Annotated in this window: 12 protein-coding genes and 1 riboswitch; all 12 genes read right to left on the reverse strand. The window is 41.9% G+C overall.

What is annotated here, in order from left to right; translation table 11 throughout:
- Window positions 1-137: 137 nt before the first annotated feature.
- Window positions 138-1,943 (reverse strand): assimilatory sulfite reductase (NADPH) flavoprotein subunit, encoded by a 1,806-nt coding sequence (locus ACN6MT_RS21215; RefSeq protein WP_419887920.1) that lies wholly within the window; start codon window positions 1,941-1,943, stop codon window positions 138-140.
- A gap of 99 nt (window positions 1,944-2,042) precedes the next feature.
- A complete protein-coding gene (locus ACN6MT_RS21220) occupies window positions 2,043-2,768 on the reverse strand; it encodes a sirohydrochlorin chelatase (protein ID WP_419887921.1) in 726 nt (241 codons plus the stop codon).
- A gap of 21 nt (window positions 2,769-2,789) precedes the next feature.
- A complete protein-coding gene (gene cobA / locus ACN6MT_RS21225) occupies window positions 2,790-3,566 on the reverse strand; it encodes a uroporphyrinogen-III C-methyltransferase (protein WP_419887922.1) in 777 nt (258 codons plus the stop codon).
- A gap of 30 nt (window positions 3,567-3,596) precedes the next feature.
- Entirely contained in the window at window positions 3,597-4,196 is a 600-nt protein-coding gene (cysC, locus tag ACN6MT_RS21230; RefSeq protein ID WP_063252415.1) for an adenylyl-sulfate kinase, read from the reverse strand.
- An 11-nt stretch (window positions 4,197-4,207) separates the two neighbouring features.
- The gene (gene sat, locus ACN6MT_RS21235; protein ID WP_419887923.1) at window positions 4,208-5,356 is read right to left on the reverse strand and encodes a sulfate adenylyltransferase; all 1,149 of its coding nucleotides are present in this window, start codon (window positions 5,354-5,356) and stop codon (window positions 4,208-4,210) included.
- 139 nt (window positions 5,357-5,495) lie between these two features.
- On the reverse strand, window positions 5,496-6,554 hold the full coding sequence (locus ACN6MT_RS21240; RefSeq protein WP_419887924.1) for an anion permease: 1,059 nt from the start codon (window positions 6,552-6,554) through the stop codon (window positions 5,496-5,498).
- 15 nt (window positions 6,555-6,569) lie between these two features.
- On the reverse strand, window positions 6,570-7,286 hold the full coding sequence (locus tag ACN6MT_RS21245) for a phosphoadenylyl-sulfate reductase (protein ID WP_419887925.1): 717 nt from the start codon (window positions 7,284-7,286) through the stop codon (window positions 6,570-6,572).
- A 72-nt stretch (window positions 7,287-7,358) separates the two neighbouring features.
- Window positions 7,359-7,460: riboswitch (SAM riboswitch) on the reverse strand.
- A 138-nt stretch (window positions 7,461-7,598) separates the two neighbouring features.
- Window positions 7,599-8,648, reverse strand: a complete 1,050-nt coding sequence (locus ACN6MT_RS21250; RefSeq protein ID WP_419887926.1) for an anthranilate phosphoribosyltransferase — start codon at window positions 8,646-8,648, stop codon at window positions 7,599-7,601.
- On the reverse strand, window positions 8,632-9,405 hold the full coding sequence (gene cobA / locus ACN6MT_RS21255) for a uroporphyrinogen-III C-methyltransferase (RefSeq protein WP_419887927.1): 774 nt from the start codon (window positions 9,403-9,405) through the stop codon (window positions 8,632-8,634). The genes ACN6MT_RS21250 and cobA (ACN6MT_RS21255) overlap by 17 nt, the downstream gene beginning before the upstream one ends.
- A gap of 18 nt (window positions 9,406-9,423) precedes the next feature.
- On the reverse strand, window positions 9,424-10,269 hold the full coding sequence (locus ACN6MT_RS21260) for a formate/nitrite transporter family protein (protein ID WP_419887928.1): 846 nt from the start codon (window positions 10,267-10,269) through the stop codon (window positions 9,424-9,426).
- A gap of 93 nt (window positions 10,270-10,362) precedes the next feature.
- Window positions 10,363-10,686: a nitrite reductase small subunit NirD gene (gene nirD, locus ACN6MT_RS21265; RefSeq protein WP_419887929.1), complete on the reverse strand. Its 324-nt coding sequence runs from the start codon at window positions 10,684-10,686 to the stop codon at window positions 10,363-10,365.
- Window positions 10,687-10,705: 19 nt separating this feature from the next.
- Window positions 10,706-13,099 (reverse strand): nitrite reductase large subunit NirB, encoded by a 2,394-nt coding sequence (gene nirB, locus ACN6MT_RS21270; protein WP_419887930.1) that lies wholly within the window; start codon window positions 13,097-13,099, stop codon window positions 10,706-10,708.
- Window positions 13,100-13,162 lie beyond the last annotated feature (63 nt).

A 13,162-nucleotide genomic window follows, 5' to 3' on the forward strand; every position in this document is an offset into this window, starting at 1 on the left:
ATTATGCTAAGTTACCGCAGAAACTAGAATAATTCCAATAAGAAAAGAGTCAGCAAACAAAATTTTAAAGCAGAAAATAACTATTTCCACGTTAAAATCGGCTTTAAGATTTTAACAACAATCTTTACAAATCCACCTTAATAGACATCGCGCTGGTACCGTTTTTGCTGCTGCATATCTGCTAAGTAAGCTTCTGCCTCTTCTCGGCCCAAGCTGCCTTCTTTTTCAATAATTTGAATTAGTGTTTGATGAACGTCATGTGCCATATGTTTCTCATCACCGCAAATATATACAGCCGCACCTTCTTGAAGCCACTGGAACAATTCTTTGCTTTGTTCTAACATGCGGTGCTGCACATACACTTTTTCAGCTGTGTCACGCGAAAAAGCAACATCCATCCTCGTTAATACACCGTCTTTTAACCATTTTTGCCATTCTGTTTGATACAGGAAGTCTGTCACGAAATGCTGGTCTCCGAAGAACATCCAAGACTTACCTTCTGCACCCGTTTCCTCACGCTCTTGCATAAAGGAACGGAATGGTGCTACACCTGTTCCTGGTCCTACCATAATGATTGGTGTTTCAGGACTTTCTGGGAGCTTAAAGTTTTCATTTTGTTGAATGTAAATCGGTACAGTGTCACCCGGCTGTAAACGTTCTGCAGTAAAAATGGAGCAGACACCTTTTCGATCACGACCATGCGCACTGTAACGGACAGCACCTATCGTTAAATGAACTTCATCTGGGTTGGCAGTTAAGCTGCTGGCAATTGAATATAATCGTGCAGGCATTTTTCTAAGAATCGCAACAAAATCTTGAGGTGAGCTGGTTACTGGTCCAAACTCACGAACCACATCAAGCAAATCATGTCCTTCAAGATAAGATTTTACTTTTTCACTGTCATTCAGAAGTTCCTGTAGGTCACTGTTTCCTATAAGTTTAGCTGCTTTTTCAAGAAGCGGTTTTGTTAATGTTGTAATCTCATAATAGGATTTAAGTGCATCTTTTAACGAAAGAACTTCACCTTGTTTATTAATCGTTACACTCTCATCTGGGTTCCATTTTAATTCTTCGAAGAGCAGGTCAACCAGTTCTGGATCATTTTCCGGATAGATTCCTAGACTGTCCCCTGGTTCAAAGCTAAGTCCAGACCCTTCAAGTGACAACTCTAAATGTCGGGTTTCTTTATTCGATCCCCGACCATTTAGGTTCAAATTATCAAGTACTTCTGCTCTAAATGGATTGGTTCTGGAATAGACAGATTCTACTGTTTGAGTAGTTGCTGCCTGAGTTAGTGCAGGAATTCCACCCTTTGCTTCACTTAGGCTGCTGATGATTCCCTCAATCCATTCTGCTGCCGGCTCATCATAATCAAGATCACAATCAAAACGTGGATAAAGTCGGGTACCGCCTAATTCCTCCAAGCGCGCATCAAATTGTTTCCCTGTTTGACAGAAGAACTCATAAGAACTATCACCTAACGATAAGACTGAAAAGTTTAAGTCCTCAAGCTTTGGTGCCCGTTTTCCATGCAGAAACTCATGGAATGTTAGGGCATTATCCGGTGGATCCCCTTCACCATGTGTACTAACTATAATAAGTAGATTTTTTACTTTCTTAATATTATTAGGTTTAAAATCACTCATCGCGGAAACAGTTACCTGGAACCCTTTCCCCTCAAGCGTTGTGCTGGCCTTTTTAGCAAGACCGCGAGCATTACCTGTTTGTGAACCATACAGAATGGTCACTTCTTTTGAAGCTGTGCCTCCTGTGGCTCCTTGCTGGCTTGGGACTCCAAGGACCGAGGCCAATGGCGCAGAAGCTGCACCCGCAAGATACCCACTCAACCACACTTTTTGTGATTCAGTAAAAGTAGGTAAAAGACGATTTAGGAGTTCCGCCTGCTCCTGATTAAACGGACTGTTCATTACCTGAAGTTGCAACGTTATCCACCTCACTATGGAATATAAACTCTATCATACAGTATTTTTAGAGGCTGTAAGATTTAAATTAGTTCATTTAATGACTCTGTTTTCGACTATCTACTCCCCAACGGCACGTTCAATTACGATATCCTCGATTACCGTATGATTGCTTAAGGCAGGAGTGCAAAGGATACTTTGACCTTCTTTTTGTCGGGATCGAACGATCTTGTTTAACTCTGCGAGCAGGAGCCCGGTGAAGAGCATATAAGGAACGACGATGACTCGGCCCTCTGCTCCTTCTGATATAGATTCCAATCCTTCACTCAGCTTTGGTTCTGTAGCAGCTAAATAACAAACGGATACCTCCTCAGGTCTAAGTCGATCCCCGAGACCATCTGCTATCTTTCCGAAGTTTACGTGAACATCTGGGTCACTGCTGCCAACACCGACGATTAATAATCTGTCTCTTGGTGCCACTTCACCCGCGGAATCCTTTATTAATTCAGCGACCGCATCCAAGATTACTTCCTGTACGCCAAACGGATTCTTTATTTTGACCGGAATACTTGGATATTTGGCAATCAAAGGTGATAAGGCTTCAGGAATATCCCGTTTTATGTGTCCTGCTGCCAAAAGAAACAGTGGAACCACATCTATTTCCGTTGCACCCTGCTCCACACATGTTACAAAGCCTTCTTCAATCAGCGGCTCTGTTAACTCAAGGAAACTGAGTTCCTGAATCGGTACATCAATTCGCGCCTTAACCTTATCGATAAAGGCTCTTATCTCGACCGCTCCTTTTTTTGAGCGAGTACCGTGGCCGATATAAAGAATTGCTTTCATACAATGTGCTCCCTTCTGTTGTTACCGGTTGGCTGCTGGAATATTGGGTACAATTTCTTCCTGGAACCAATTCAATTTCTTGTGTAATTTCACAACCTCACCAATCACTATCATACTTGGATTGGTAATTTGCTCTCTTTCCACCACTTCTTCAATATTCTCAAGTGATCCGACCACGATCCTTTGGTCGTTCAACGTACCCCAATGGATTAAGGCGATCGGAGTTAGTGGTGATTTACCGTTTACGATTAGATGTTTGGTTATTGTTGGAAGATGTGATACTCCCATATAAACACAAATCGTATCTACAGCCTTTGCCAAATGTGCCCACTGGTGTTCTGCCTCTACATCACCAGCTTGATGGCCGGTGATAAATGCGAAGCTTTTACTCACTGAGCGATGGGTAACAGGAATTCCTGCATACGCAGAAGCAGCAATCCCAGCCGTAATGCCCGGAACCACTTCAAAAGGAACATTATGCTTCATGCATTCCTCTGCTTCTTCGCCCCCGCGTCCGAAAACAAAAGGGTCTCCCCCTTTTAAGCGAACTACTTGGTACCCCTTTTTGGCGTATTTCACCAAGAAATGATTAATAGTCTCCTGCTTCATTGTATGATAATGTGGAAGCTTACCGCAATAGACAAGTTGAGCTCCCTCTTTCGCATTCTCCAAAAGTTCAGGATTTACCAGCCGATCATAGAGGATGACATCAGCTTGCTTGAGGCAGCGCAATCCTTTTACTGTAATTAAATCTGGATCTCCTGGACCCGCACCTACTAAATAAACCTTGCCAACCATTGATCAACCATCCTTTCTTATCAACTCATGTTAGAGAACGTTCTTTTCTTGGAGGTAACTTAAAATCTGATTCACTGCCTCTTCTACTGTTAAAAGGTCAGAACGGACCGTGATTTCTGGTAATTCCGGTGCTTCATACGGAGAATCAATTCCAGTGAAATCCTTTATTTCCCCGCGGCGTGCCTTTGCATACAGCTGCTTTGGATCACGCTTCTCGCACTCTTCTATTGGACAATCCACAAAAACTTCAACAAACTCGCCTTCTTCAAAAATGGCTCGGACCTGGTCACGATCGGATCGGAACGGAGAAATGAATGCTGTCGTTACAACGGCACCGCTATCTACAAACAATTTGGCAACTTCGCCAATTCTTCTGATATTCTCTGTCCGGTCATGGTCAGAAAAACCAAGATCTTTGTTTAACCCGTGACGGATATTATCGCCATCAAGAACATATTCATTAATCCCCTGACGGTACAATGCGCTTGATACCGCGTTTGCAATCGTCGATTTACCTGAACCAGAGAGGCCAGTAAACCAAAGGACACAGCTTCCATGACCATTTTGAGCATGACGGTCGGATTTAGTTACTGTACTAGCGTGCCATGTAATATTGGTAGCTTTTGTCATGATTTTTCCTCCTAAACGTGCGTTTCTTCTTTCATTCCTTCAATCAACACTTCAACAACCTCTTTACGGCTGAATGTGGATGGTGGAAGCTGTCCTGCACGAAGCAATTCTCGAACCTTCGTTCCAGAAAGGATCACTCTGTCTTCATTGCTGTGCGGGCAAGTTTTATCAGAAGCCATTCCTTCACACTTTGTGCAATAAAAGCTATGTTCAAAGAATAATGGTTTAATGCCAAGCTCCCCTTCAGGGAATTCACTAAAGATTAATTGAGCATCGTAGGTACCATAATAATTCCCTACACCTGCGTGGTCACGTCCGACAATAAAATGCGTGCATCCAAAGTTCTTACGAGCAATTGCATGGAAAATCGCTTCTCTTGGTCCTGCATATCTCATTGCCGCTGGGTAAACACCTAACTGTACACGTTCTCTCGGGTAGTAATTTTCAAGCAGAACACGATAGCTTTTTAGACGAACATCAGCTGGGATATCGTCAGACTTTGTTTCTCCAACAAGCGGGTTAACGAATAGTCCATCCACTGTTTCAAGTGCCGCTTTTTGAATGTATTCATGAGCACGGTGAATTGGATTTCTAGTTTGGAAACCTACGACGGTCTTCCAGCCTTTTTCTTCAAACAACGCACGAGTTTCCTTTGGCTCGAACCAAACATCGCCGAAGATTCCTTTTTCCGGTTTTTTAACCAACACTACATCGCCAGCCACATAGACAGGTCCTCTTTCATAAAGACGCTTAACTCCCGGATGAGCGGTTTCTAGTGTCCTATAAACCTCAACTGCTTCTTTATCTAAATTCGGTTCATACCATTCTGAAACGGTAATAACCCCATATACCTCTTTATTGTAAATTAGCTTGATTTTCTCCCCAACTTCAAGCGTTGCTGCTGTTTCATAGGAAACAGGAAGTGTAACGGGAATAGACCAAATTGTATTATCTGCAAGACGCATGTTCTCCACAACATTTTCATAATCGGCTTTTCCAAGGAAACCGGTTAGTGGACTAAATAAACCAACACCGATCAACTCAAGATCACTTAAGGCAATGGCGTCAATTTGAAGTTCTTTTTCAATGGATGTTACATCATAATTTGGATCAAATGCTTCGATAAGTTTACCTCCATGAGGTGCTGGTAAAAATGACAACTGAATCAAACCTTTCTTAATTGAATTTGCGTTTTTTTAGTAAAGATCCTCTAAATTAGAGATTTATATCAACGATAAAAACTATTAAAAAAATAATCCTTATCGATGAAATCAATTGTTTTTCATTAAGTCTCTCAGACTACTTTTCTACTGCTTCAGCAACTGGGTGATTTGACCGTTTCATCAATGACGAAATTCCAAATACAGAGATTAAAACCCCTGCCATTGCTACAATCGGATAAAAGTTATGTTCTATCAGCATTTGGATAAGCGTGTAAGAAAGTACCATGGATAAAACAGGTGACACAATCCAAACCGTTAGAAGCTGAACCACAATACCCTTTTTTAAGACTGACTTGCCATGCTTGGCAAAACCAATTCCGATAATTGAAGATGTTGTGATTTGTGTCAGCGGTACAGGAATGCCAAAAACGGAGGCCGCAGTCACAATCGCTGCTCCTGTTCCGGAAATGACACAGCCTTCTTCAAGCCGAAGCGTGGTAATTTTCTTTCCATTTGTTTCTAAAACACGATGTCCTAAAAGAATCGCACCAGCGGCAACAAAAAGCCCGCCCCAGAAAATACCGCTGCTAGTTGACATGATATCTGCTCCGACAAGCGGTCCAACCGCATTGGCGACATTGTTCATCCCTGCTGAGAAAGCTTCAAATAACCCCATGCATACTACAAGAACAGAAAGGATCGGTATGGCTTTCGGTGCTTCCATCCATCGTTTCAGAGTTTTAATTTTCAATAGATTTGCAGCAAGAATGGCAATTAAGAATGCCGCAAAAGGAGTTAGGAGCCAAAAGACCATAATCCATGCTAACTTACTTACAAATACGGATTGATAAACGATACCAGCCCCTACCACTGATCCTACAGCTACTTCACTAGTGGAAAGTGGAATCCCGAATATATTTGCTAAGAATAAGGAAAGTGCAGCTGAAGCTAAAACGATTAGCGCGACGGGTACAGTAAACGTACTGTTTGGTACAATTCCGCTGCCAATTGTTTTTACCACTTCGCCTCCTCCCAGCCAAGCGCCAAAGAAAACGGCAATCCCGCATAGTAACAATGCCAGCTTTTTCTTAACCACTCCTGCTCCATAAGAAATACCCATTGAAGCGGCCGCACCACTTGCACCAATATTGACTGCAAAAAATAATCCTATCGTCACTGCTATAATTGTGAGCAAACGAAAAGCCCCCTTCTAGGAAGTGTGTAAGCCACACTCCGTTTTTCCGCTTCCCACCCAGCGTCCTGCACGTGAATCACCATCTGCACTAACAGGCTGTGTACAAGGGAAACAGCCGATACTAGGGTAATTTTGATCGTGCAAGGTATTATAAGGGAGATCTTTTTCCTTGATATAGGCCCAAACTTCGTCCCATGTCCAGTGAATGAGCGGACAGATTTTAATGTTCTGAAACTTTACATCTTTATTTAAAAATTGAGTGTTTGCTCTTGTTGGTGATTGCTCTCGCCGAAGCCCTGAAATCCACGCTTGTTTAGCTGTCAGTGTTTCCCTTAATGGTATAACTTTACGGATATTACAGCATTGGTTGGGCTCCCTTTTCCACAGCGCTGATCCATATTGTTCACGCTGTTCATCTAAGGTTAGCTTTGGCAGCTTCCGTTCAATTTTCAATGATGGGAAGCGTCTTTCGATTTTGTTAATTACCTCATAGGTTTCAGGAAAGTGTAAGCCAGTATCTAAGAAAACAATATGAGCATCTGGCTTAACCTGTTGGATAAGGTCGATTAATACAATTGCTTCTGCACCAAAACTGGATGCATAAACGATCTGGTCTTCCGGATAAGAGCTATAAGCATACTCCAATACCGCTTTTGCTCCTTTGGTTTTATCCTCAATTGAAAATTGATCGGATATCTGGTTCCAATTTTCATACGTAACCGGTGTATTCATTTACTACAATCCTCCTTTTATTTATCAAAAAAACCTTCCCCAAAAAGGAAAGGCATCTCACGATTGTTTAACGCCTTATCTCCCAAAATGGACACCACTTTGCTGGAATTAGCACCTTACACAGCAGGTTGCCGGGCTTCATTGGACCAGTCCCTCAGCCTCTCTTGATAAGTTATGGTAATTGTTGAGATTAATCCTACCATACCCATAGGATTTGTGTAAATAAGTAAAATAAAAATTTTGAAAAATAAATTTTCGACTTTTTTCCAACAAAAAACGCTCTAGACGCATATACGGTCCAGAACGCTTTTGTTAGTAAATACTATTTTCAGGCTGACTTACTTTTTTCCATTTTTCTAATTGACTCAAACCTCGTTGTTCTGTTAGTTGTTGATTCGCGATCTCTATACCTTCACCAATACTGTTAACAGCACCAAATAGGTAATACCTAATGCCAGTATTAAAGAGCACTTGATTGTAAAATGGCTGTAATGTTGTAGATTGTTCTCCGCTGAGTATTGCCAGTTTCATGTCAGACTGTTCTTGTGCAGATAGTTTACTATCTTTGTCTGGTTCTTTCACCAATAGGCCATATTCCTCAGGTTTTACAATGGAAGATTCAATCTTATTGTCTGTTATTTTATAAATAAAGCTGTTGCGGTGAACAGGTAAATCCTCTGAGCCTTCCATTCCCTGTACGACATAGACATTTTTAAAGGAAAGCTCTTTAAAAATAGGCGCAATTTTGTTGATCGCTGTCCGATGATAAGCACCCATCATTAGTGATTCTGCATTCGCGAGGTTCAATAACTTTTCTACTGTATTAAAAAGTGTCCTTACCCCGAGCTCCTTACGAATTCTGCGCAGATTCCCTAAACTAGCGCAATATTCTTCGGTATTTGCGAAGGCAATTCCTGCTTCTTCGATTGTTTTTGCCAGTCCTAGCGGTGTTTGAGTAACATTCAAACCTAGTTCCGATAGGATTTCCATGATTGTTGTGCCATATTTTGGAGGCAGTGAATCACTTCCATGTAAAAATACGGGCATCCCGTATTCAGCCATTAATATGGCAGTTGGTATACTTCCTGTGAAAGAGTTTCTCCCATTATACGGACTGGCTAAATCAATAAGTGACTGGTTTGGCGATTCTAGTTTAGTACTAACATCTTGATAGGCATGTACAAATGCGAGCAGTTCCTCTGGCGATTCCGTTTTCAAGCGGAGTGCAATCAGATAGGCTGCAATTTGGGCGTCTGTTGCTTTGCCACTAATAAGAGATTGAGCGACTTCTTTAGTTTGATGGTAGTCTAAGTCTTTTGACCCTCTTTTTCCCCTTGCGACTTCTTTAAGCCATTGTTGCATAACTTTCTGCCTTCCCTTCCGGTTCTAGTAAACTTATCTTATCACGGAAGGTAACCACTTCTCCAACAACGATTATTGCAGGATTTTGAATCCCTTCTTTTTCAACCACGCTAACAATTGAACCTAGTGTTCCTGTAACCGTACGCTGATGGTTAGTTGTCCCTTGCTGAATAATCGCGACTGGGGTGCTTTCGTTTTTTCCATGCGTGATTAATTCCTCGCAAATAAACGGAAGGTTCGTGATCCCCATATAAATCGCCAGCGTGTCAACCGCTGTTGCCAGGCCCTTCCAATTAACATCCGTTGGTTTCCCTTTCGGCTTATGCCCTGTTACAACAGCAAAAGAACTGGCTAATTCCCGATGGGTAATTGGGATTCCAGCATACGCAGGGACTGCTACTCCTGCTGTTATCCCCGGGACCACTTCAACCTGAATCCCATTTGCCACCAAGGCTTCAACCTCCTCCGCTCCTCGTCCAAATACGAAAGGATCGCCGCCTTTTAGACGGACCACCGTTTTTCCCTGATTGCTGTATTTAACTAAAAGATGGTTAATCGTATCTTGCTTTATTGGATGATGATTTGGTCGTTTTCCACAATAAATGAGATGGCAATCCCGTTTTGCATCCTTTAATATTTCTGGATTAACCAACCTGTCATATAGTATCACATCTGCCTTTTGGATACATCTTAAGGCCTTAAGTGTTATTAAGTCTGGGTCACCAGGACCTGCTCCCACAATATACGCTTTCCCCATAATAACCATCCCTCCTTCTTAACGCTGCGTACTAGGTACTGCCACATTGGTTTTCGGCAGCTGCAGATGAGATTTAGAATCATCTTTCCCATGTGTATAATAGAGAGCCAATCCCGTAAATAAAACACCGCTGATTAAATTGCCAATAAGCACAGGGATTTGATTCCAAATCCACCAATCAGCCACATTGACTTCTGCCCCCAGAATCATGCCAGCCGGGATAACAAACATATTAACCACGGCATGTTCAAAACCTTGCGCAAAGAAGATTACTATCGGCAGCCACATGGCAGCAATTTTTCCAATCACAGACTTTGTTGTCAACGCCATTACGGCACCAAGTGTCACCATCCAATTACAAAGCAGCGCTTTTACAAATACGACAAGCAAACCTTCTGAACCAAGACTTTTGTATCCTAGTGTTTTGGTTTCTGCCACTGCTATGATTTTTACTGCTACTGCATGATTGTTGACCTGCCCAAGCTGAGTGACAGCAATGATATATAGAATGGCATAAATAACAGCTCCTGCCAAATGACCAATGATGACCCAAAACCAATTTTTCAACATTTGCGTAACTGAGGCTTTTTTCGCCATGACTGCAACTGGAATTAGTGCGAAACTACCAGTAACTAATTCCAAGCCAAGGAGAATGATGATGACAAATGCAGCCGGAAATAGTAATGCCCCGATAATTCCTATTCCTGTTTGGACCTCTGCCGTAAAAGCTAATGTCGTCCCAAACCCAAGTAAAGCACCACCTAGTGCTCCCCTAATGAGCAAATCTTTCACAGGTAATTTCGCCTTCATTTCACCTGCTTGAATCATACTATCTACTACTTGATTCGGAATTATAATGGTCATCTTGTCACACCCCTTATTTTACTTAATTTGGATTTACGTCACTTTGAACTATCCTTATGGGTCTTAGTTACTATGAAACTATTCCACTACCTATCATTCTCTAATTAAGACATAGACTTGATCACCCTTAACCTCCACGGGATAAGTTTGAACGCACCCCACATCCGGAGCCTGGACCTTGCCATTCTTTACACTAATCTTCCAATCGTGCATGGGGCAAAATACATATTCACCGCTTAGTATCCCCTCTGCAAGCACGCCGCCTTTGTGGGGACAGCGGTTCTCAATAGCAGTGATTGTACCGTTCTCCATTTTAAAAACAGCCATTTCCTTCCTGCCGATGGTGACTGTTTTTCCTAACTTTTCCGGCAGATCTGCAACCTCTCCGATAAACACACTGCGAATTGTTTTTTCCATATGTTCAAACTCCTCATCGTCATAGTTTTACAGTTTGGTATAGGTCTCTTAAGAGATTCTTATTGTGAATCGCTTCCTTCCATGGATCTTGAACTACAGACAGTGCCTCATCGATTCGTTTATTGAATTCTCTCACCATTAATTCATCCGATAGTATCTCTCTAATATGGTCTATCCCTAAGCGCTCCACCCAAGCTGATGTTCTTTCTAGGTATTTAGCACTTTCACGATAATATTGAAGAAATGCTCCAATCATATTGACCAACTCATCACCTGTTTTGAACTTGAACAACAAGTCCGCTTCACGTAAATGAGTCCCTCCATTACCGCCGACATACATCTCCCAAGCACCTTCTACACCAACAACTCCTACATCCTTAATTCCACTTTCCGCACAGTTACGGGGACAAGCTGACACAGCCATTTTCACTTTATGAGGTGTGTTTAAACCTTCGAACTTCCTTTCTAGTCTGATTCCCATTCCAATTGAATCCTGGGTACCAAACCGGCAGAAATTTTCACCTACACATGTTTTTACAGTGCGAAGTCCTTTTGAGTAAGCTGACCCTGATGGCATATCAAGTTCTCCCCAAATCTTTGGCAGGTCTTCCTTATAGACACCAAGTAAATCAATTCGTTGACCGCCAGTAACCTTAATCATGCCAACCTTATATTTATCGGCAACATCGGCAATTTTTCGTAAGTCATCTGAGGTTGTTACGCCGCCATACATTCTTGGAACAACGGAGTAGGTACCGTCCTTTTGGATATTCGCATGCATTCTTTCATTGACATATCTGGCTTCGCGCTCGTCTTGATATTTTAACGGGTCAATCATACCTAGGTAATAATTTAATGCAGGTTTACATTTTGAACAGCCGTCTGTTTTCCACCCGAGTACATTCATTACCTCGCGTATATGAGTGAGTCCCTTTTCACGAATTTCTTCCAGCACTTCATCTCTTGATAATGTTGTACAGCCGCAAATTGCTTCCTTTTGATCTGCTTGATAGTGTTCTCCAAGTGTACAAGCTAGTAAATCAGAAACAAGAGATTTGCAGCCTCCACATGAACGTGAAGCGTTCGTACAGCCTTTGACCTGGTCAACTGTAGTTAATCCATTTGCCTTAATTGCCTCTACAATATTTCCCTTCGTGACACCATTGCAGCCGCAAATAAGTTCTTCATCTGACATACTGGCAACTGCATTGACCCCAATATTTACACTTTCTGACGACTCTAAATATTCCTCAATTCGTGCTCCTTTTTTAATAAAATCAAATAACTTATTTCCATCCTTTGTATTGCCAAACAACACAGCTCCTGCAATCTTTCCGCCTTCAATTAGGACTTTTTTATAAACACCATTCCAATCGTCGTACATTTTATAAACTTTTGTATGTTCATCGTCATTTATTTTTCCAGCTGAGAAAACATCGACGCCGGATACCTTTAATTGGGTTGATAACACAGATCCTTGGTAGCCTTCAGCCTGTATTCCACAGAGTCTTTTCGCTAACACTTGTCCTTGCTGATATAGCGGTGCAACTAATCCATACGCAATACCACGGTGCTCGGCACATTCCCCTACCGCATACACATTAGGGATTTCTGTCTCTAAATAATCATTGACAAGGATTCCACGGTTAACTGGTATTCCCGCTGCTTGTGCCAACGCTACATTGGGTTTAATTCCAACGGCCATAACAACTAAATCGGCTTTAATTCTGCTGCCGTCTGAAAACTTAAGACCAGTGACATGTTTTCTGCCTGTAATTTCGGTGGTGTTTTTTTGTAAAAGAAACTTCATCCCCTGTTTTTCGAGCTCTGCTTGCAATAATTTACCTGCCGTTCGATCTAACTGGCGCTCCATTAAGTAATTATGAATATGGATGACATCCACTTCCATCCCGAGGTTAAGGAGTCCTCTTGCTGCTTCCAAACCAAGTAAACCTCCGCCAATGACCGCAGCTTTCTTGTATTTCTTTGAATATTCAATCATCTCTTCGCAGTCTTTTATATTTCGAAATGCCTTAACTCCTTCTTTATCTGCGCCGGGTAACGGCAGCATGAATGGGTTTGAGCCAGTGGCAATAATTAATTGGTCATAGGATTCTATGCGGCCTTTATCCGTACTAACAGTCCGCGTATGCGTGTTAATGGCTGTTACCGTCTCTCCAGGATAAAAATGGATCTTGTTAACACCGTACCATTCCCAGTCATTTAAGGTGATGTCACTAACTGAAGTACCACCCTGCAACACCTTTGATAACTGGATTCGATTATAATTTGGATAAGGTTCCGTGCCAAAAATCGTAATTTCGAACCCATTTGGATTGATTTTTAACACTTCTTCAATCACTCTAACCCCTGCCATTCCATTTCCAATGAGAACTAGTTTTTGTTTGATCATGTGAACACCTTCCTTATTCGATTTGAATTATCTGAATTATTTATAACATCATGACAACTTTAT

It is taken from the genome of Neobacillus niacini (assembly GCF_048572935.1).
Classification (GTDB): domain Bacteria; phylum Bacillota; class Bacilli; order Bacillales; family Cytobacillaceae; genus Neobacillus; species Neobacillus niacini.